17 protein-coding genes and 2 rRNA genes are annotated in these 19383 nt (G+C 71.6%); 17 read left to right on the top strand and 2 right to left on the bottom strand.

The window, feature by feature from the left end:
* From BCL65_RS13110 to BCL65_RS13085, 6 genes are all read left to right on the top strand, one after another.
* A 23S ribosomal RNA gene (locus BCL65_RS13110) occupies positions 1-251 on the top strand; the annotation flags it as partial.
* 124 nt (positions 252-375) lie between these two features.
* Positions 376-492 (top strand): 5S ribosomal RNA (gene rrf / locus BCL65_RS13105).
* Between the two features lie 154 nt (positions 493-646).
* Positions 647-943 carry an Asp-tRNA(Asn)/Glu-tRNA(Gln) amidotransferase subunit GatC gene (gene gatC / locus BCL65_RS13100; RefSeq protein WP_106268698.1) on the top strand — a complete coding sequence of 99 codons (297 nt, stop codon included), beginning with the start codon at positions 647-649 and terminating at the stop codon, positions 941-943.
* 1 nt (position 944) lies between these two features.
* On the top strand, positions 945-2450 hold the full coding sequence (gene gatA, locus BCL65_RS13095) for an Asp-tRNA(Asn)/Glu-tRNA(Gln) amidotransferase subunit GatA (protein WP_106268697.1): 1506 nt from the start codon (positions 945-947) through the stop codon (positions 2448-2450).
* A 16-nt stretch (positions 2451-2466) separates the two neighbouring features.
* Entirely contained in the window at positions 2467-3969 is a 1503-nt protein-coding gene (gene gatB, locus BCL65_RS13090; RefSeq protein WP_106268695.1) for an Asp-tRNA(Asn)/Glu-tRNA(Gln) amidotransferase subunit GatB, read from the top strand.
* On the top strand, positions 3966-4571 hold the full coding sequence (locus BCL65_RS13085; protein WP_243401042.1) for a GNAT family N-acetyltransferase: 606 nt from the start codon (positions 3966-3968) through the stop codon (positions 4569-4571). The genes gatB and BCL65_RS13085 overlap by 4 nt, the downstream gene beginning before the upstream one ends.
* 43 nt (positions 4572-4614) lie before the next feature.
* Here the strand turns inward: BCL65_RS13085 and BCL65_RS13080 are convergent, their stop codons facing one another.
* On the bottom strand, positions 4615-5976 hold the full coding sequence (locus tag BCL65_RS13080; RefSeq protein ID WP_106268751.1) for a cryptochrome/photolyase family protein: 1362 nt from the start codon (positions 5974-5976) through the stop codon (positions 4615-4617).
* A 110-nt stretch (positions 5977-6086) separates the two neighbouring features.
* On the opposite strand from BCL65_RS13080, the gene BCL65_RS13075 reads away from it, so the two are divergent.
* Positions 6087-7607 carry a peptide MFS transporter gene (locus tag BCL65_RS13075; protein WP_106268693.1) on the top strand — a complete coding sequence of 507 codons (1521 nt, stop codon included), beginning with the start codon at positions 6087-6089 and terminating at the stop codon, positions 7605-7607.
* A gap of 15 nt (positions 7608-7622) precedes the next feature.
* Here BCL65_RS13075 and BCL65_RS13070 read toward each other — a convergent pair whose 3' ends face one another.
* Complete coding sequence (locus tag BCL65_RS13070) at positions 7623-8180, bottom strand: DoxX family protein (RefSeq protein ID WP_106268691.1); 558 nt, start codon at positions 8178-8180, stop codon at positions 7623-7625.
* Positions 8181-8429: 249 nt separating this feature from the next.
* On the opposite strand from BCL65_RS13070, the gene ilvD (BCL65_RS13065) reads away from it, so the two are divergent.
* From ilvD (BCL65_RS13065) to BCL65_RS13020, 10 genes are all read left to right on the top strand, one after another.
* A complete protein-coding gene (gene ilvD, locus BCL65_RS13065; RefSeq protein WP_106268689.1) occupies positions 8430-10292 on the top strand; it encodes a dihydroxy-acid dehydratase in 1863 nt (620 codons plus the stop codon).
* A gap of 39 nt (positions 10293-10331) precedes the next feature.
* Complete coding sequence (gene ilvD, locus BCL65_RS13060) at positions 10332-12044, top strand: dihydroxy-acid dehydratase (RefSeq protein ID WP_106268688.1); 1713 nt, start codon at positions 10332-10334, stop codon at positions 12042-12044.
* A gap of 71 nt (positions 12045-12115) precedes the next feature.
* A complete protein-coding gene (locus BCL65_RS13055; protein ID WP_106268686.1) occupies positions 12116-12790 on the top strand; it encodes a VOC family protein in 675 nt (224 codons plus the stop codon).
* Between the two features lie 62 nt (positions 12791-12852).
* Positions 12853-13449 (top strand): pyridoxamine 5'-phosphate oxidase family protein, encoded by a 597-nt coding sequence (locus tag BCL65_RS13050; protein WP_106268685.1) that lies wholly within the window; start codon positions 12853-12855, stop codon positions 13447-13449.
* A 197-nt stretch (positions 13450-13646) separates the two neighbouring features.
* Entirely contained in the window at positions 13647-15470 is a 1824-nt protein-coding gene (locus BCL65_RS13045) for an acetolactate synthase large subunit (protein ID WP_106268683.1), read from the top strand.
* 4 nt (positions 15471-15474) lie between these two features.
* The gene (gene ilvN / locus BCL65_RS13040; RefSeq protein WP_106268681.1) at positions 15475-15996 is read left to right on the top strand and encodes an acetolactate synthase small subunit; all 522 of its coding nucleotides are present in this window, start codon (positions 15475-15477) and stop codon (positions 15994-15996) included.
* Between the two features lie 97 nt (positions 15997-16093).
* Complete coding sequence (gene ilvC, locus BCL65_RS13035) at positions 16094-17122, top strand: ketol-acid reductoisomerase (RefSeq protein WP_106268679.1); 1029 nt, start codon at positions 16094-16096, stop codon at positions 17120-17122.
* A gap of 125 nt (positions 17123-17247) precedes the next feature.
* Entirely contained in the window at positions 17248-17805 is a 558-nt protein-coding gene (locus tag BCL65_RS13030) for an ASCH domain-containing protein (RefSeq protein ID WP_106268677.1), read from the top strand.
* 34 nt (positions 17806-17839) lie between these two features.
* Positions 17840-18238, top strand: coding sequence for a VOC family protein (locus BCL65_RS13025; RefSeq protein ID WP_106268675.1), 399 nt, complete (start codon positions 17840-17842; stop codon positions 18236-18238).
* 71 nt (positions 18239-18309) lie between these two features.
* On the top strand, positions 18310-19353 hold the full coding sequence (locus BCL65_RS13020; RefSeq protein WP_106268674.1) for a 3-isopropylmalate dehydrogenase: 1044 nt from the start codon (positions 18310-18312) through the stop codon (positions 19351-19353).
* The last annotated feature ends 30 nt before the right edge of the window (positions 19354-19383 follow it).

Here is a 19383-nt window from a genome sequence, read left to right as displayed (position 1 = left end):
ACGAGAGGACCGGGACGGACGAACCTCTGGTATGCCAGTTGTTCCGCCAGGAGCACCGCTGGTTCGCTACGTTCGGAAGGGATAACCGCTGAAAGCATCTAAGCGGGAAGCCTGCTTCAAGATGAGGTTTCCATCCCCCTCGTGGGGTGAAGGCACCCAGCTAGACCACTGGGTAGATAGGCCGGAAGTGGAAGACAGGACCAACGACTGTCGCAGCTGACCGGTACTAATAAGCCAACAACTTCAACACCAACACTTCTGCTATGCACGCGTCCACTGTGCGGTTCCCGAGAAACGGGCACCACCCACACACCCCCCACCCCCACCACAGGGACCAGGGAAGGCGTGTCGGGCACCCGAACAACTCGATAACGTTACGGCGGTCACAGCGAAGGGGAAACGCCCGGTCCCATACCGAACCCGGAAGCTCAGCCCTTCAGCGCCGATGGTACTGCCCTGGAGACGGGGTGGGAGAGTAGGACGCCGCCGGACATCTTTTCGCAAAGACCCCGCACCTTCTGGTGCGGGGTCTTTGTCGTGTCTCGACCTCGCTCCGCCGGCCGAGTCGTTGCCGTCCCGAGCCGTTCACGTCGATGTGACGAGCCTGTGCCCGGGAGGGACCCGGGGGACCACTAGACTGGCGGCCATGTCCACCATCTCCCGTGACGAGGTCGCGCGTGTCGCCGCGCTGGCACGGATCGAGCTGCGCCCGGACGAGCTGGACCGGCTCGCCGGTGAGCTCGACGTGATCGTCGATTCCATCGCCAAGGTGAGCGAGGTCGCGACCCCCGAGGTCCCCGCGACCAGCCATCCCCTCCCGATGTCCAACGTGTTCCGCGCGGACGAGCCCGTCCCCTCGCTGCCCGTCGACGACGTGCTCGCCGGTGCGCCGGAGGCCGAAGACGGCCGGTTCGCCGTGCCGCAGATCCTGGGGGAGGAGTGACATGACGGACCTGACCAGACTGTCCGCGTCCGCGGTCGCCGAGAAGCTGCGGGCCGGCGAGGTGACGAGCGTCGAGGTGACCCAGGCCTACCTCGACCGCATCGCTGCCGTCGAGCCGGAGATCCACGCGTACCTGCACGTCTCCGCCGACGACGCGCTCGCTACTGCCCGGGACGTCGACGCACGCCGTGCCGCCGGTGAGGAGCTGCACCCGCTCGCCGGCGTGCCGATCGCCGTCAAGGACGTGGTCGTGACCCAGGGCATGCCGTCCACGGCCGGCTCGAAGATCCTTGAGGGCTGGATCCCTCCGTACGACGCGACGCTCGTCGAGCGCATCCGTGCCGCACGCATGCCGATCCTCGGCAAGACCAACATGGACGAGTTCGCGATGGGCTCGTCCACGGAGCACTCGGCCTACGGCAACACGCACAACCCGTGGGACCTGGACCGCATCCCGGGCGGCTCGGGCGGTGGGTCGGCGGCGGCGGTCGCAGCCTTCGCCGCACCGTTGGCCATCGGGACCGACACCGGCGGGTCCATCCGCCAGCCGGGCGCCGTCACCGGCACCGTCGGGGTCAAGCCGACCTACGGCAGCGTGTCCCGCTACGGGCTCATCGCCCTGGCGTCGAGCCTCGACCAGGCCGGCCCGGTGACCCGCACCGTCCTCGACTCCGCGCTGCTGCACGAGCTGATCGGGGGGCACGACCCCCGCGACTCGACCTCGATCCCGGAGCCGCTGCCCGACGTCGTCGCCGCGGCACGCCAGGGAGCGCTGGGCGACCTGTCCGGGGTGCGCGTCGGGATCGTCGAGCAGCTGCAGGGCGAGGGCTACCAGCCCGGCGTGCAGGCCCGGTTCGAGGAGTCCGTCGAGCTGCTCAAGGAGGCCGGCGCCGAGGTCGTGCAGGTCTCGTGCCCGCACTTCGAGTACGCCCTGGCCGCGTACTACCTGATCCTGCCTGCCGAGGCGTCGAGCAACCTGGCGAAGTTCGACGGCATGCGCTTCGGCCTGCGCGTCGAGCCCGAGGAGGGCCCCGTGACCGCCGAGCGCGTCATGGCGGCCACGCGTGGCGCCGGCTTCGGCGACGAGGTCAAGCGCCGCATCATCCTGGGCACCTACGCCCTGAGCGCGGGCTACTACGACGCCTACTACGGCAGCGCCCAGAAGGTGCGCACGCTGATCCAGCGTGACTTCGAGGCCGCCTTCGAGCAGGCCGACGTCCTGGTGTCCCCGACGGCGCCGACGACGGCGTTCAAGCTCGGCGAGAAGCTGGACGACCCGCTGGCGATGTACCTGAACGACGTCGCCACGATCCCGGCGAACCTCGCCGGCGTCCCGGGCATCTCGGTGCCGAACGGTCTGTCCGACGACAACCTGCCGGTCGGGTTCCAGGTGCTCGCCCCGGCCAAGGCCGACGACCGCCTGTACCGCGTCGGTGCTGCGCTCGAGGCGGCTCTCGAGGCCCGCTGGGGCGGCCCGCTGCTCGACCGCGCCCCCGAGCTCGGCTGACGGACCCACGAAGGAGATGACTGTGACCCAGATGGTCGACTACGCCGACGCGGTCCGCCGGTACGACCCGGTGCTCGGCATCGAGGTGCACGTCGAGCTCGGCACGCGTACCAAGATGTTCTGCCCGGCCGAGGCGTCGTTCGGCGCGGAGCCCAACACCCAGACGACGCCGGTGAGCCTGGGGCTGCCCGGCGCCCTCCCGGTGGTCAACGGCACCGCGGTGGAGTACGCGATCCGTATCGGCCTGGCGCTGAACTGCCAGATCGCGGAGTCGTGCCGGTTCGCCCGGAAGAACTACTTCTACCCGGACGTGCCGAAGAACTTCCAGACGTCCCAGTACGACGAGCCGATCGCGTTCGAGGGGTGGCTCGACGTCGAGCTCGAGGACGGCACGATCCACCGTGTCGAGATCGAGCGTGCCCACATGGAGGAGGACGCCGGCAAGAACACGCACGTCGGCGGCTCCACCGGGCGGATCCACGGTGCGGAGTACTCCCTCGTGGACTACAACCGGGCGGGCATCCCGCTGGTGGAGATCGTCACGAAGCCCATCACCGGCGTCGGCGACCGCGCACCCGAGGTGGCGCGCGCCTACGTCCAGGCGCTGCGGGACATCTTCCGGGTGCTCGACGTGTCCGAGGCCCGGATGGAGCGTGGCAACGTCCGCGCCGACGTCAACGTGTCGCTGCGCCCGACGGCGGAGTCCCCGCTCGGCACGCGGACGGAGACGAAGAACGTCAACTCGTTCCGGTCCGTCGAACGCGTCGTCCGGCACGAGATCTCCCGCCAGGCGGTTGCCCTCGACGCGGGCGAGACGATCGTCCAGGAGACACGTCACTGGCACGAGGACACGGGCGTGACGACGTCCGGCCGCGTGAAGTCCGACGCCGAGGACTACCGTTACTTCCCGGAGCCGGACCTGGTCCCCGTGGAGCCGTCGCGCGAGTGGGTCGAGGAGATCCGGGCGACGCTCCCGGAGCTGCCGCAGGCGCGCCGCCGTCGGCTGCAGACCGAGTGGGGCTACGCCGACGCCGAGATGCGCGACGTGGTCAACGCCGGCGCGATCGAGCTCATCGAGGCGACGGTCGCCGCGGGGTCCAGCCCAGCCGCTGCCCGCAAGTGGTGGATGGGCGAGCTCGCCCGACGTGCCAAGCAGGACGAGGCCGAGCTGGCCGACCTGCCGATCACCCCCGCCCAGATCGGCGAGCTCCAGGGGCTCGTCGACGCCGGCCGGATCAACGACAAGATCGCGCGGCAGGTGCTCGACGGCGTCCTCGCCGGCGAGGGCGACCCGGAGTCGGTCGTCGTGTCGCGCGGCCTCGAGATCGTGTCCGACGACGGCGCTCTGCTGGCCGCGATCGACGAGGCCCTCGCCGCCCAGCCCGACGTCGTGGAGAAGGTCCGCGGCGGCAACCAGGGCCCCGTCGGCGCCATCATCGGCGCTGTCATGAAGGCCACGCGTGGCCAGGCGGACGCGAAGCGGGTGCGCGAGCTCGTCCTGGAGAGGATCGGGGCGTGAGGCCACCGGTCCTGCACGGCGAGATGATGCGGCTGCGCCCGATCGAGGCGCGGGACGCGGACCGGCTCTGGGAGTCGCTGCACGACCCGGAGGGCATGCGCCTGACCGGGACGACGGCGACGTTCACGCGGAGCCAGATCGACGAGTGGGCGGCCACGGTCGGCGACCGCGAGGGTCGGTACGACTGGGCGATCACCCCCGGTGCGGTCCGGGACGGCGAGCTGGTCAGCGACGAGCTGATCGGCGAGATCGTCCTCAACGAGCTGGACGCGGCCTCGCGCAGCGCGAACCTGCGCCTGCAGATGCTGCCCGACTACCGCGGCCGCGGGTACGGGCGGGAGGCGATCGAGCAGGTGCTGCGGTTCGCCTTCGACGGGGTGCCCGGCGACGACGGCCCTCGCCTGCACCGCGTCAGCCTCGACGTGCTGAGCATCAACCCCCGCGCCAAGGCGCTGTACGCGTCGTTGGGGTTCGTCGAGGAGGGCCGCCTGCGCGACGTCTACCGGGACGGCGGGTCCTGGGCCGACGCCATCGTCATGAGCGTCCTGGAGGACGAGTACCGCGACCATCAGGTCCGCTCGCACGACGGTCCGGCACGGTGACCGGGAGAGGTCGGGAGGCACAGCCTCCCGGCCTCTCGTCGTGTCAGCGTCGTGCGCGCTGGAAGTCGTCGAGCGCGACGCGTCGCTCGACGGCGTGGTCGACGAGGGGCGCCGGGTAGTCCGCGGGGGGCTCCGCCAGACGCCACGGCTCGTGCACCCGGGCCGCGGGGACGTCACGAAGCTCCGGCACCCAGCGCCGGACGTACGCACCGTCGGGGTCGAACTTCTTGCCCTGCGTCACCGGGTTGAACACCCGGAAGTACGGTGCCGCGTCGTATCCGGTGCCGGCCACCCACTGCCAGTTGAGCTGGTTCTGGGACACGTCCCCGTCGACGAGGTGCGCCATGAAGTGCTCGGCGCCGCGCTGCCAGCGCACGTGCAGGTCCTTGACGAGGAACGACGCCACCACCATGCGTACCCGGTTGTGCATCCACCCCGTGGCCAGCAGCTGGCGCATCCCGGCGTCCACGATCGGGTAGCCGGTACGACCGGCCGCCCAGGCCTCCAGGCGGTCCTGCTCCGCCTCGCCCTGCGCCCAGGCGTCCTCGGCCACGACGTCGCGCAGCGAGCGGGTGCGGGCGTCCGGCTGGTGGTGCAGCACGTCGGCGTGGAACTCGCGCCAGGCCAGCTCCGAACGGAACGTCGCGACGTCGTCGGCGGGGGCGCCGTCGGAGCCCGCGGCCGCGAGGTCCGCGAGCATGGTGCGAGGGTGGATCTCGCCCCAGCGCAGGTGCACGGACATCGCCGAGGTGCCCGCGAGGTCAGGGCGGTCCCGCTGCTCGCCGTAGCCGGCGAGACCGTCACGGACGAACGCGTGCCAGCGCCGGCGGGCGGCCTCCTCCCCGGCGCGTGGCAGGCGAGCGGTGGTGGCGGGGGCCTCGGGCAGCGGTTCGCTGTCGAGGTCCACCCAGGGGATGCTTCGCGGCTGGTGCGCCGGTGCCCGCCACCCGTGCTCGAGCCAGGCCCGTCGGAACGGGGTGAAGACCTGGTACGGCGTGCCGCCGCCCGTGCGGATCCTGCCCGGCGAGACGGCGTAGGCCGACCCCGTGCGGACGAGGCGCCGACCGGCGTCGGCGAGGGCCGCCTCGACGGCGTCGTCGCGCCGCCGCCCGTACGGCTCGTGGCTCGCGGCGACGTGGACCTCGTCGGCACCGACCTCCTGCGCCACCTGCGGGACGGCGGTCCGCGCGTCTCCGCGCCGCACGACGAGCGCACCCCCGCACGCGGCGTCGAGGGCGCGCAACGAGTCCACGAGGTAGGCGAGCCGGTTGCTGCCCACCCTCGACCACAGGGCGTCGTCGAGCACGTACAGGCCGACGACACCCGCGTCGTCGGCGCGGGCGGACTCGACGGCGGCGAGCAGGGCGGGGTTGTCGGCGAGCCGCAGGTCGCGGCGGAACCACATGACGGTCGAGGGCACCGGACCACGGTAGTCCGAGACCGGCGCCACGTCCCGGCGTCGTGCCGACCGGCCGTCCGCTCGCCGACGACGAGGTCCGGTGCCAGAGTCTTCCCATGAGCCAGTCGGCACCGTCGTCGTCGGACGGCACCGCGGCGGGGTCCGAGCGCCAGTTCTTCGGCCATCCGCGTGGTCTGATGACGCTCTTCACCACGGAGCTGTGGGAGCGGTTCAGCTACTACGGGATGCGCGCCATCCTGCTGCTGTACATCACCGGCGCGGTCGTGGACGGCGGGCTCGGGTACGGCGACGCCACGGGCGAGGCGATCGTCGCCGTCTACGGCAGCGCGGTGTACCTGCTGTCGGTGGTCGGTGGGTGGCTCGCGGACCGGGTGGTCGGGGCGCGGCGGTCCGTGCTCTACGGCGGGATCGTCATCGCGGCGGGGCACGTCAGCCTCGCGATCCCGCTCGAGGCCTGCACCTGGCTCGGGCTCGTGCTGGTGGCGCTCGGGACCGGGCTGCTCAAGCCCAACGTCTCGGCGATGGTGGGCGAGCTGTACGACCGCGACGACCCCCGCCGGGAGAGCGGCTTCTCGCTGTTCTACATGGGGATCAACATCGGCTCCCTGACGGCGCCGCTCGTGGTCGGCAGCGTCCAGCGGGCCTGGGGTTTCCACGCCGGGTTCTCCGTCGCCGCCGTGGGCATGGGGGTCGCTCTCGTCTTCTTCGTGCTGGGTCGGCGGTACCTGCACGGGGCGGGCGACACGGTGCCGAACCCGGTCCGTCCTGAGGAACGGGCCGCGATCGTGCGGATCGTCGCGCTGGTGCTGGCCGCCGTCGCGGTGCTGTACCTCGTCGCGGTGGCCGTGTCCGGGTCGTGGGGCGGCGGCGCCTTCGTCGACACGCTGAGCTACGTCGCCCTGGTCACGCCGGTCGTGTACTTCGTGGTGATGTACCGGTCGCCGAAGGTCACGGACGCGGAGCGTCCCCGGCTGCTGGCCTACATCCCTTTGTTCGTCGCGGCGATGCTGTTCTGGATGATCTTCGAGCAGGCGGCCACGACGCTCACCACGTTCGCCGACGACCGGACGGACCGGTCCGTCCTCGGCATGGAGCTGAGCCCCGCGTTCTTCCAGTCGATCAACCCGGCGTCGATCATCCTGCTCGCCCCCGTGTTCGCCTGGTTGTGGCGGCGCACGAACGGTCGGCCGCCGACGCCGTACAAGTTCGCGATGGGGTTGGCCCTGGCCGCGCTGTCCTTCCTCTTCCTGGCCGGGGCGTCCGCCGTCGTCGGGGAGGGGCTCGCGCCGGCGTGGGTCCTCGTGGTGGTCTACGTCGTCCAGACGCTCGGTGAGCTGTGCCTCTCACCCGTGGGGCTCGCCGCCACGACGCTGCTCGCCCCGCGCGCCTTCCGGGGGCAGGCGATGGCCCTGTGGTTCCTGGCCAACGCCTCGGGGCAGGCCATCACCGCGCAGGTCGTCCAGGCCACCACCGGTGTGTCCGACACGGCGTACTTCGGGTGGACGGGCGTGGTGGCGCTGGTGGTCGCCGGCCTGGTCTGGGCGGTGTCGCCCTGGGTCATGCGGCACATCCGGAGCGCGGACGAGGCAGAGGGGGTGCGCACCGCCGGGGCCTGACCGCGCGCCGGGCCGTCAGCGCAGCCAGGTGCGCGCGCCGGGCACCGGCGAGGCGGCCCAGGCGCGTCCGAGCCCCCAGGTGTCTCCGGCGCGGGTCAGCGCCAGCGTCACCAGCAGGGCGATGTACACGACGTGCTCGTCGACGAGCGGGTTGTGCGACCCGGCCGCGAACGGCCACGTCGACAGCCACAGCGACAGCATGAGCAGACCGCCGGCGACGGCGGCGGCCCGCATCCCGATGCCGAGCAGCAGGGCCAGGCCCGTGCCGAGCAGGCCGAGCATGTAGAGCGCGTCGACCACGGGGCCCGAGAGCGCGGCGAAGCCGCCGGACAGCGGCCCGCCGGCGTGCTCCAGGTAGCCCGCCGTCGGCGACGTCCCGGTGGTCAGCCAGGCCGCCTCGGGCGGCGTGGCGTAGCCCAGGCCGAAGGCCTTGTCGGCCACGGGCCACAGGAAGACGACGGCGAGCAGGAGACGGCAGCAGGCGAGCGCCCGCCGGGCCGCGACACCGGCCACGGGCGACCCGGCGTCGGCGGCGGTGGAGCGGCTGCTGGTCGGTGCGGAGATCGTGGCCATGGTCGTCGTCCTCGTTCGTCTCGGGGGTGGTGGGCCTCTGCATCCTGGGCAGCGGGAGCCGGCGCTGGCCAGCGTCCGGCGCGAGGTGAAGCGTTTATGCGTACGGATCTGTCCACCTGGCGGACGGGTGCGGGGCAACCCGTACGCCCACGTCGCGGGACGGCTGTGCCGCTCCGACGTGCGACGGCGTACGCTGCGCGAGCGTGCCGCCCGCGGCACGCGACCGCACCGGTACGAAGGAGCAGTGACATGAGCCGCCCCCTGCGCTCCCGCACGTCCACCCACGGCCGCAACATGTCGGGTGCCCGCGCCCTGTGGCGCGCCACCGGCATGGGGTCCGAGGACTTCGGCAAGCCGATCGTCGCCATCGCGAACTCGTACACCCAGTTCGTGCCGGGCCACGTCCACCTCAAGGACATGGGTGACCTGGTCGCCGGCGCGATCCAGGAGGCCGGCGGGGTCGCCAAGGAGTTCAACACCATCGCCGTCGACGACGGCATCGCGATGGGCCACGGCGGCATGCTCTACTCGCTGCCGAGCCGGGACCTGATCGCCGACTCGGTGGAGTACATGGTCAACGCGCACTGCGCGGACGCCCTGGTGTGCATCTCGAACTGCGACAAGATCACCCCGGGCATGCTCAACGCGGCGCTGCGGCTCAACATCCCGGTCATCTTCGTCTCGGGCGGGCCGATGGAGGCCGGCAAGGCGATCGTCGCCGACGGCGTCGCGAAGACCAGCCTCAACCTCATCAACGCGATCAACTACTCGGCGGACGAGAACGTCTCGGACGAGGCGCTGGCGAAGGTCGAGGAGGCGGCCTGCCCCACCTGCGGGTCCTGCTCCGGCATGTTCACCGCCAACTCCATGAACTGCCTCACCGAGGCGCTCGGGCTGTCGCTGCCGGGCAACGGCTCGACGCTGGCCACGCACGCGGCGCGCAAGGAGCTGTTCCTCGAGGCGGGGCGCACGATCGTGGACCTGGCCAAGCGGTACTACGACGACGAGGACGACTCCGCGGCGCCGCGCGGCATCGCCACGAAGGCGGCGTTCCACAACGCGATGGCGCTCGACGTCGCGATGGGCGGGTCGACCAACACGGTGCTGCACGTGCTCGCCGCCGCGCAGGAGGGCGAGATCGACTTCACGCTCGCGGACATCGAGGACATCAGCCGCCGCGTGCCGTGCCTGAGCAAGGTGGCCCCGAACCACCCGGACTACCACATGGAGGACGTGCACCGGGCGGGCGGCATCCCCGCGCTGCTGGGTGAGCTCCGCCGGGCCGGTCTGCTCGAGACGGACGTGACCAGCGTGCACACCCCGACGCTCGAGGCCTGGCTGGACGACTGGGACATCCGCTCCGGCCAGGCGACGGGCGCGGCGCTCGAGCTGTTCCACGCGGCGCCGGGTGGCGTGCGCACCACGCAGGCGTTCTCCACGCAGAACCGGTGGGAGTCGCTCGACACCGACGCGGCCGAGGGGTGCATCCGCGACCTCGAGCACGCCTACACGGTCGAGGGCGGCCTCGCGGTGCTGCGCGGCAACCTCGCCGAGGACGGCGCCGTGTTCAAGACGGCGGGCGTGGACCCGGACGTCTTCCACTTCGTCGGCAAGGCCCTCGTGTGCGAGTCGCAGGAGGACGCCGTGGACAAGATCCTCACCAAGCAGGTCGAGCCCGGCCACGTCGTCGTCGTGCGCTACGAGGGCCCCGCGGGCGGTCCGGGGATGCAGGAGATGCTGTACCCCACCTCGTTCATCAAGGGCCGGGGGCTGGGCAAGGTCTGCGCCCTCATCACGGACGGCCGGTTCTCCGGCGGGTCGAGCGGCATCTCGATCGGCCACGTCTCCCCGGAGGCGGCGGCCGGTGGGCTCATCGGTCTCGTCGAGGACGGCGACGAGATCGAGATCGACGTCGACTCGCGCGCCATCCGGCTCAACGTCCCGGACGCGGTGCTCGCCGAGCGGCGCGCCAAGATGGAGGCGTCGGAGAACCCGTGGCAGCCCGTGGACCGCGACCGGTACGTCTCGCCCGCGCTGCAGGCGTACGCGGCGATGGCGACGTCCGCCGATCGTGGTGCCGTGCGGGACGTGTCGCTGGTCACGAGGCGCTGACCTCTCGCCTCGCGCCCCCGCCGGCCCTACGCTCGGCCCATGAGCGCTGACGCCGGAACCACGCCTGACATCAAGCCCCGCTCCCGCCAGGTGACCGACGGACTGGAGGCCACCGCCGCGCGCGGCATGCTCCGCGCCGTCGGGCTCGGGGACGACGACTTCGCCAAGCCGCAGATCGGGGTGGCGAGCTCGTGGAACGAGATCACCCCCTGCAACCTCTCGCTGGACCGCCTCGCCGGCGCCGTGAAGAACGGTGTGCACGCCGGCGGGGGGTTCCCGCTGGAGTTCGGCACCATCTCCGTCTCGGACGGCATCTCGATGGGCCACGAGGGGATGCACTTCTCGCTCGTGAGCCGCGACGTCATCGCCGACTCCGTCGAGACGGTCATGCAGGCCGAGCGGCTCGACGGCTCGGTGCTGCTCGCCGGCTGCGACAAGTCGCTGCCCGGCATGCTCATGGCGGCAGCGCGGCTCGACCTGGCCAGCGTCTTCCTCTACGCGGGCTCGATCATGCCGGGCTGGGTGAAGCTGTCGGACGGCACGGAGAAGGACGTCACGATCATCGACGCCTTCGAGGCGGTCGGCGCGTGCTCGCGCGGTCTCATGAGCCGTGAGGACGTGGACCGCATCGAGCGGGCGATCTGCCCCGGCGAGGGCGCGTGCGGCGGGATGTACACCGCCAACACGATGGCGTCCGCCGCGGAGGCCATGGGCATGTCCCTGCCGGGGTCCGCGGCCCCGCCGTCGGCCGACCGGCGCCGCGACACGTTCGCCCACGCCTCCGGCGAGGCGGTCGTGGAGATGCTGCGCCGCGGGATCACCGCCCGCGACATCATGACGAAGGAGGCGTTCGAGAACGCGATCGCCGTCGTCATGGCGTTCGGCGGCTCGACCAACGCCGTGCTGCACCTCCTGGCCATCGCCCACGAGGCCGAGGTCGACCTGACCCTCGAGGACTTCGACCGGGTCGCGAGCCGGGTGCCGCACCTGGGCGACCTCAAGCCGTTCGGGCGCTACGTGATGAACGACGTCGACCGCATCGGCGGCGTGCCGGTCATCATGAAGGCGCTGCTCGACGCCGGGCTGCTGCACGGCGACTGCCTGACGGTCACCGGCCGCACGGTGCGCGAGAACCTGGCCGAGATCGACCCGCCGGACCCGGACGGCAAGATCCTGCGGGCGCTCGCCGAGCCGATCCACCCGACCGGTGGCATCACCATCCTGCACGGCTCGCTCGCCCCGGACGGCGCCGTGGTCAAGAGCGCGGGCTTCGACTCCGACGTCTTCGAGGGCACGGCACGGGTGTTCGAGCGGGAGCGTGGGGCGCTCGACGCGCTCGAGGACGGGACGATCCAGGCCGGGGACGTCGTCGTCATCCGCTACGAGGGCCCCAAGGGTGGACCGGGCATGCGCGAGATGCTCGCGATCACCGGCGCGATCAAGGGTGCCGGGCTCGGCAAGGACGTGCTGCTCATCACCGACGGCCGGTTCTCGGGCGGGACCACCGGTCTGTGCGTCGGGCACATCGCCCCGGAGGCCGTCGACGGCGGCCCGATCGCGTTCGTGCGCGACGGCGACCGGATCCGTCTCGACGTCGCGGCCAAGACGCTCGACGTCGTCGTCGACGACGACGTGCTCGCGGCACGTCGCGCCGCAGGCTGGACGCCGGTGCCGCACGGCTACACCCGGGGCGTGCTGGCCAAGTACACGAAGCTGGTGCAGTCGGCGTCGCGCGGCGCCGTGCTCGGCTGATCCCTGCCGGACGCGAGCCGGGGCGGCGGGTGTCGGACCGCGGCCCTAGCGTGGGGCGTGGAGGTGTGACCATGAACGATCGGATCAGCGCTGCCGACTTCCAGGTGGCCGAGGGCACGGGCGACTGGCGCGTGACGGCCGACGAACGGGCGTCCGCGGTCTTCCGCACGGGCAGCTTCACCACGGGGGTGCAGCTCGTCGAGGCGATCGGCGAGCTGGCCGAGGCCGCGAACCACCACCCCGACGTCGACCTGCGCTACGGGACCGTGGTGGTGCGCCTCACGTCGCACGACGTCGGGGGGCTCAGCGAGCGGGACGTGGCGCTCGCGGTGCAGGTCTCGCGAGCGGCCCGGGAGCTCGACGTCCCGGCGGACCCGGCGGCGCCGACGGGGCTCACCATCGGCATCGACGTGCTCGACGGCCGGGCCGTGCAACCGTTCTGGCGGGCCGTGCTCGGTTACGAGCCGGCCGTCGGCAGCGGGTCCGAGGAGCCCGCTCCGGCCCTCGTCGACCCTGCCGGGCACCTGCCGACGGTGTGGTTCCAGCAGATGGACGCGCCGCGCGAGCAGCGCAACCGCGTCCACCTCGACGTGTACGTCGGTCCGGACGTCGCCGCCCAGCGCGTCGCGGACGCGGTCGCCGCGGGCGGCCGGCTCGTCACCGACGAGTTCGCGCCGGACTGGTGGGTCCTCGCCGATGCCGAGGGCAACGAGGCGTGCGTGTGCACGTGGCCCGTCGAACGGTGAGCCCGGCGCCCGCCAGGTGAGCAGCGCCCGCCTCGCCCGCGAGCACCTGGCATGCTGCCCGCATGGGAACGGTGCACGAACGGATCGACGACCGCCTGCGATCGTTCGTCGAGGCGCAGCGCGTCTTCTTCGTCGGCACGGCGCCGCTGTCCGGCGACGGTCACGTCAACGTCTCGCCCAAGGGCGTGGACGGCTCCTTCGTGGTGCTCGACGACCGCACGGTCGCCTACCTGGACATCACGGCGTCGGGTGCGGAGACCATCGCGCACCTGCGCGAGAACGGGCGTGTCACGCTGATGTTCTGCGCCTTCACCGGCCCGCCGAACATCGTGCGCCTGCACGGCCGGGGCCGGGTGGTGAGCCTGTACGACGCCGAGTTCGCCGCGCTCGCCGAGCACTTCACCGAACGGCGCGGGGCGCGTGCCGTCATCGTGGTCGACGTCGACCGGGTCTCGGACTCGTGCGGCTACGGCGTCCCGCTGTACGACCACGTGGGGGAGCGGGACCTGCTGCCTGCCTTCATGGACCGCAAGGGGCCGGAGGGGCAGGCGGAGTACCGCCGTCGCAAGAACGTGACGAGCATCGACGGTCTGCCGGCCTTCGACGACGACCCGGACGACGCCTTGTCCACGATGCGGGACGGTCGGACCACGGCGTGACATCCACCGTCCGACGGCGTAACGTGCGTCACGTGCAGACGATTCTCCTTGTAGTACTTCCTGAGCGCGCCGGCTGAGCCACCGCACAGGCTTCGTCAGCGCGCTCACCCCTCGTCAGTCCCCAGGCACCGGGACCGGGGGGTTTTTCATTGCGTAAATTCCTTGGATCCACCCGATCGAGCGGCAGGAGAGACCCCATGGGCCAGCCGAACCCGACACCAGCCCAGGTGGCTGCACGCACCGCACCGCGCGGCGTCGACCACGTGGTCGGCGAGCAGGTCACGGGCGCGCAGTCGATCGTCCGGTCGCTCGAGGCCGTCGGGGTCGAGAACGTCTTCGGTATCCCCGGCGGTGCGATCCTGCCGACCTACGACCCGCTGATGGACTCCGCGAAGCTGCGCCACATCCTCGTGCGTCACGAGCAGGGCGGCGGCCACGCGGCCTCGGGCTACGCGCACGCCACGGGCAAGGTCGGCGTCACGATGGCGACGTCGGGACCCGGTGCGACGAACCTCGTCACTCCGATCGCCGACGCGAACATGGACTCCATCCCGATGGTGGCGATCACCGGGCAGGTCGCCGCACCGGCGATCGGCACGGACGCCTTCCAGGAGGCGGACATCGTGGGCATCACGATGCCGGTCACCAAGCACTCCTACCTGGTCACGGACCCGGACGAGATCCCCCGCACCATCGCCGAGGCGTTCCACATCGCCTCGACCGGCCGCCCGGGCCCCGTGCTGGTCGACATCGCCAAGTCCGCGATGCAGGAGCGCACCACGTTCTCGTGGCCGCAGGAGCTGGCGCTGCCGGGGTACCACCCGGTCACCAAGCCGCACGCCAAGCAGATCCGCGAGGCAGCGAAGCTGCTCGCCACCGCCCGGCGCCCCGTGCTGTACGTGGGCGGTGGCGTCATCCGCTCCGGCGCCTCCGCGGCGCTGCGGCGCCTGGTCGACACCTCCGGGGCAGCGGTCGTGACCACGCTCATGGCGCGCGGCTCCGTGCCGGACTCCCACCCGCAGCACCTGGGCATGCCGGGTATGCACGGCACGGTGCCCGCCGTCGCGGCCCTGCAGAAGGCCGACCTCGTGGTGGCCCTGGGTGCGCGGTTCGACGACCGCGTCACCGGCAAGCTGTCGAGCTTCGCGCCGCACGCCGCCATCGTCCACGCGGACATCGACCCGGCGGAGATCGGCAAGAACCGAGCGGTGGACGTGCCGATCGTCGGCGACCTGCGCGAGGTCATCGAGGAGCTGGTGCCCGCTCTGCGGGCGGAGCAGGAGCGGGTGGGCAAGCCGGACGTCGAGGCGTGGTGGCACCAGATCGACACCTGGCGCGAGACCTACCCCCTGGGCTTCTCGGCGACGGCCGACGGCCACCTCGCCCCGCAGCACGTGATCTCGCGGCTGGGTGAGATCGCCGGACCCGACGCGATCTACGTCGCCGGCGTGGGCCAGCACCAGATGTGGGCCGCGCAGTTCATCCGCTACGAGCGGCCGAACACGTGGATCAACTCCGGCGGCCTGGGCACCATGGGCTACTCCGTCCCCGCGGCGATGGGCGCCAAGGTCGGTGAGCCCGACCGCGACGTCTGGGCGATCGACGGCGACGGCTGCTTCCAGATGACCAACCAAGAGCTGGCGACCTGTGCGATCAACGACATCCCGATCAAGGTCGCGCTGATCAACAACAGCTCCCTCGGCATGGTCCGCCAGTGGCAGACCCTGTTCTACAACGAGCGGTACTCCAACACGGACCTGCACACCGGGCACGGCACCGTGCGGATCCCCGACTTCGTGAAGCTGGCCGAGGCCTACGGCTGCGTCGGCATCCGCGTGGAGCACGAGTCCGAGGTGGACGACGCCATCAAGAAGGCGAACGAGATCGACGACCGTCCCGTCGTCGTCGACTTCAACGTCTCGCGCGACGCGATGGTGTGGCCCATGGTCGCCGCCGGGGTGAGCAACGACGACATCCAGTACGCGCGGGGCATCTCGCCCGCCTGGGAACGAGAGGACTGAGCCGATGTCTCGCCATACCCTGTCCGTCCTGGTGGAGAACAAGCCCGGCGTCCTGACGCGCGTCGCCGGTCTCTTCGCCCGGCGCGCCTTCAACATCCACTCGCTCGCCGTCGGTCCCACCGAGCACGAGGAGATCTCCCGGATCACCGTCGTGGTGGACGTGGAGGAGCACCCCCTCGAGCAGGTGACCAAGCAGCTGAACAAGCTGGTGCACGTCATCAAGATCGTCGAGCTCGACGCCGAGGTGTCCGTGCAGCGCGAGCTGCTGCTGGTCAAGGTCAAGGCGGACGCCACGACGCGGTCCGGGGTGCTCGAGGTCGTCGAGCTCTTCCGTGCGCACGTGGTCGACGTCGTGCCGGACACGGTCGTCGTCGAGGCGACCGGCACCGCCGCCAAGCTCGACGCGCTGCTGGCCGCGCTCGCCCCCTACGGCGTCCGCGAGATCGTCAAGTCCGGAACCCTCGCCGTCGGGCGCGGGTCCAGGTCCATCACCGACCGGGCGCTGGAACGGGTGCGCAGCGCCTGAGACGCTCGCACGCCCTGCCGCCGCCCGGCATCATCTCCAGCACCATCTACCCGACACCACCCCCGACGCGAACCACCCGAGAAAGAGGAGCACCACCGTGGCCGAGATGTTCTACGAGGACGCCGCCGACCTGTCCATCATCCAGCAGCGCAAGGTCGCGGTCATCGGCTACGGCAGCCAGGGCCACGCCCACGCGCTCAACCTGCGCGACTCCGGCGTCGACGTCCGGGTCGGCCTGCGCGCCGGCTCGTCGTCGCAGCAGAAGGCGGAGAACGAGGGCCTGAAGGTCCTCCCCGTCGCCGACGCGGTCAAGGAGGCCGACGTCGTCGTCATCCTGGCCCCGGACCAGGTCCAGCGTGACCTGTACCGCGACGAGATCGCTCCGAACCTGACCGAGGGCAGCGCGCTCGTCTTCGGCCACGGCTTCAACATCCGCTTCGGCTACATCAAGCCCGAGGCCGGTCACGACGTCCTCATGGTCGCGCCCAAGGGCCCGGGACACCTCGTGCGCCGCGAGTACGTCGACGGCCGTGGCGTGCCGGTGATCGTGGCGGTCGAGCAGGACGCCTCCGGCTCGGCCTGGGACCTCGCGCTGTCCTACGCGGCCGGCATCGGCGGCCTGCGCGCCGGCGGCATCAAGACCACCTTCACCGAGGAGACCGAGACCGACCTGTTCGGCGAGCAGGCCGTGCTGTGCGGCGGTGCCTCGCAGCTGGTGCAGTACGGTTTCGAGACGCTCACCGAGGCCGGCTACCAGCCGGAGGTCGCCTACTTCGAGGTGCTGCACGAGCTCAAGCTCATCGTCGACCTCATGGTCGAGGGCGGTATCGCCAAGCAGCGCTGGTCCGTCTCCGACACCGCGGAGTACGGCGACTACGTCTCCGGCCCGCGGGTCATCTCGCCGGAGGTCAAGGAGAACATGAAGGCGGTGCTCGCGGACATCCAGTCGGGTGCGTTCGCCGAGCGCTTCATCGCCGACCAGGACAACGGCGGCCAGGAGTTCAAGGAGCTGCGCGCGAAGGGCGAGGCGCACCCCATCGAGACCACCGGCCGCGAGCTGCGCAAGATGTTCGCGTGGATCAAGCCCGCTGACTCCGACTACCAGGAGGGCAGCGCCGCTCGCTGACACCCACCCTTCGTCAGCGAACGACGCGTGCGGCCGCCACCCCGACCCGGGGGTGGCGGCCGCACGTGCTCTGCGCCCGGCGCGTTCCGCGGCACGGCCGTGCCGGCGATGGCAGGATGTGCCGCATGAGCGACGCGACGCCCCAGGGCGGAACTCCGGACCCCGCGCAGCCGCACCTCGCGGACACCGCACAGGCCGAGCACATCACGCGGTTCTGGGACACGGCCCGCCCGAGCGCCGGTCGCACCAGTCACGGCGGCGCGGTGGGGGAACGGTCGGAGAACGTGGTGCCGCCGCCCGCGTGGGCGTTCGGTGACAACCCCGAGCTCGCGGACGAGCTGCTCGCGCTCGTGCTCGCCGGGACCAAGACCGCGACGGCGTCCCTCGTCGTCGAGTACGACGAGTCGGCGGAGCAGATGCCCCGCCGGGGCGACCTGTCGATCCTGCTGGACGGCGCGGGCGACCCGCGGGCGCTGATCCGGACGACCGAGGTCGAGACGGTGCCGTTCGACGAGGTCAGCGCCGAGCACGCCTGGGCCGAGGGCGAGGACGACCGCACCCTCGAGTCGTGGCGCGAGCAGCACGAGCGCTACTGGCGGCGCACGCTCGCCGGGACCGCCCACGAGTTCGACCCGTCGATGCCGGTGGTGTGCGAACGCTTCACGGTGCTGTACTCGGAGTGAGGCCCGTGCCTGCGGGCCGCAGGGAGGGACGACGATGTCGCTGCGCTGGTACTCGACGGTCGTGGAGTCGACCGACGCACGGCGCCTGGCCGGCTGGTGGGCCGAGGCTCTCGGTTGGGATCATGTCTACGAGTCCGACGACGAGGTGGTCATCGTGCCGCCCTGGGCGCGTGAGCTCACCGAGCAGCTCGAGTTCCACCGGGTGCCGCCCGGGATGGTCTTCGTCCGGGTCGAGCACGAGAAGTCCGGCAAGAACCGGTTGCACTGGGACTTCGCGCCGCACACGAGCGACGACCGGGACGCCGAGATCGAGCGCTTGGTCGGGCTGGGCGCCACGGTGATCGACGTCGGCCAGCCCGACGGCGCCTCGTGGACGGTGCTCGCCGACCCTGACGGCAACGAGTTCTGCGTGCTGTCGGCCCGGGAGCAGTAGTCCCGCTCCGGGGCGTCCGTATCGCGAGACGGGTGTCCGCATCATGACCTGAGGCGGCGTAGGCTCGGTCCATGACGCGCAACATCGACCTGGCAGTGGTGGCAGGAGACGGTATCGGGACCGAGGTCGTCGAGCAGGGGCTCGCCATCCTGGACGCGGCCGTCGCCGGGTCCGACATCAAGGTCTCCACCACGGAGTTCGACCTCGGAGCGCGTCGCTGGCACGCCACCGGCGAGACCCTCACCGAAACCGATCTCCAGCGCATCCGCGAGCACGACGCGATCCTGCTCGGCGCCATCGGCGACCCGACGGTCCCGTCCGGCGTCCTCGAGCGCGGTCTGCTCCTCAAGCTCCGCTTCGCGCTCGACCACTACGTGAACCTGCGCCCCGGCAAGCTCTACGAGGGCGTCACCAGCCCGCTGGCCCAGCCCGGCGACGTCGACTTCGTCGTCGTCCGCGAGGGCACCGAGGGGCCGTACGTCGGCAACGGGGGATCGGTGCGGACGGGCACGCCCCACGAGATCGCCACGGAGGTGTCGGTCAACACCGCGTTCGGTGTCGAGCGCGTCGTCCGCGACGCGTTCGCGCGCGCCCAGGCGCGTCCCCGCCAGCACCTGACGCTCGTGCACAAGCACAACGTGCTGGTCCACGCCGGGCACCTCTGGCGCCGCACGGTCGAGGCCGTGAACGCCGACTTCCCGGACGTCACCACGGACTACCTGCACGTGGACGCGGCCACGATCTTCCTCACGACGAACCCGTCGCGGTTCGACGTGATCGTCACGGACAACCTCTTCGGCGACATCCTCACGGACCAGGCGGCTGCGATCACGGGCGGTATCGGCCTGGCCGCGTCGGCCAACATCAACCCCGACCGCACCGCCCCGTCGATGTTCGAGCCCGTGCACGGCTCGGCTCCGGACATCGCCGGCCAGGGCAAGGCGGACCCGACGGCCACCGTGCTGTCGGTCTCGCTGCTGCTCGAGCACCTGGGGCTCGCCGACGAGGCGCGGCGCGTGGAGGCGGCCGTGGCGGCGGACCTCGCGGGCCGCGGTGACACGGTGCGTACGACGGCGGAGGTCGGCCGGGACCTCGCCGCACGAGTAGCGGGCTGAGCCCGGTCGGTGCTGGGGAGGGGCCGCAGG

This window comes from Isoptericola halotolerans (assembly GCF_003003075.1).
Classification (GTDB): Bacteria; Actinomycetota; Actinomycetes; order Actinomycetales; family Cellulomonadaceae; genus Isoptericola; species Isoptericola halotolerans_A.
Note: the sequence above shows the minus strand (reverse complement) of the source record. Positions and strands in the feature narration are given on the sequence as shown.

What these genes read in the sequence shown, in the direction of transcription:
- gatB (WP_106268695.1), top strand. Translation starts at nt 2,467, where the DNA reads ATGACTGTGACCCAGATGGTCGACTACGCCGACGCGGTCCGCCGGTAC.
- BCL65_RS13070 (WP_106268691.1), bottom strand. Translation starts at nt 8,180, where the DNA reads ATGGCCACGATCTCCGCACCGACCAGCAGCCGCTCCACCGCCGCCGAC.
- BCL65_RS13050 (WP_106268685.1), top strand. Translation starts at nt 12,853, where the DNA reads ATGGGAACGGTGCACGAACGGATCGACGACCGCCTGCGATCGTTCGTC.
- BCL65_RS13045 (WP_106268683.1), top strand. Translation starts at nt 13,647, where the DNA reads ATGGGCCAGCCGAACCCGACACCAGCCCAGGTGGCTGCACGCACCGCA.
- BCL65_RS13055 (WP_106268686.1), top strand. Translation starts at nt 12,116, where the DNA reads ATGAACGATCGGATCAGCGCTGCCGACTTCCAGGTGGCCGAGGGCACG.
- ilvN (WP_106268681.1), top strand. Translation starts at nt 15,475, where the DNA reads ATGTCTCGCCATACCCTGTCCGTCCTGGTGGAGAACAAGCCCGGCGTC.
- gatC (WP_106268698.1), top strand. Translation starts at nt 647, where the DNA reads ATGTCCACCATCTCCCGTGACGAGGTCGCGCGTGTCGCCGCGCTGGCA.
- BCL65_RS13030 (WP_106268677.1), top strand. Translation starts at nt 17,248, where the DNA reads ATGAGCGACGCGACGCCCCAGGGCGGAACTCCGGACCCCGCGCAGCCG.
- BCL65_RS13075 (WP_106268693.1), top strand. Translation starts at nt 6,087, where the DNA reads ATGAGCCAGTCGGCACCGTCGTCGTCGGACGGCACCGCGGCGGGGTCC.
- BCL65_RS13020 (WP_106268674.1), top strand. Translation starts at nt 18,310, where the DNA reads ATGACGCGCAACATCGACCTGGCAGTGGTGGCAGGAGACGGTATCGGG.
- gatA (WP_106268697.1), top strand. Translation starts at nt 945, where the DNA reads ATGACGGACCTGACCAGACTGTCCGCGTCCGCGGTCGCCGAGAAGCTG.
- ilvD (WP_106268689.1), top strand. Translation starts at nt 8,430, where the DNA reads ATGAGCCGCCCCCTGCGCTCCCGCACGTCCACCCACGGCCGCAACATG.
- ilvD (WP_106268688.1), top strand. Translation starts at nt 10,332, where the DNA reads ATGAGCGCTGACGCCGGAACCACGCCTGACATCAAGCCCCGCTCCCGC.
- BCL65_RS13080 (WP_106268751.1), bottom strand. Translation starts at nt 5,976, where the DNA reads ATGTGGTTCCGCCGCGACCTGCGGCTCGCCGACAACCCCGCCCTGCTC.
- BCL65_RS13025 (WP_106268675.1), top strand. Translation starts at nt 17,840, where the DNA reads ATGTCGCTGCGCTGGTACTCGACGGTCGTGGAGTCGACCGACGCACGG.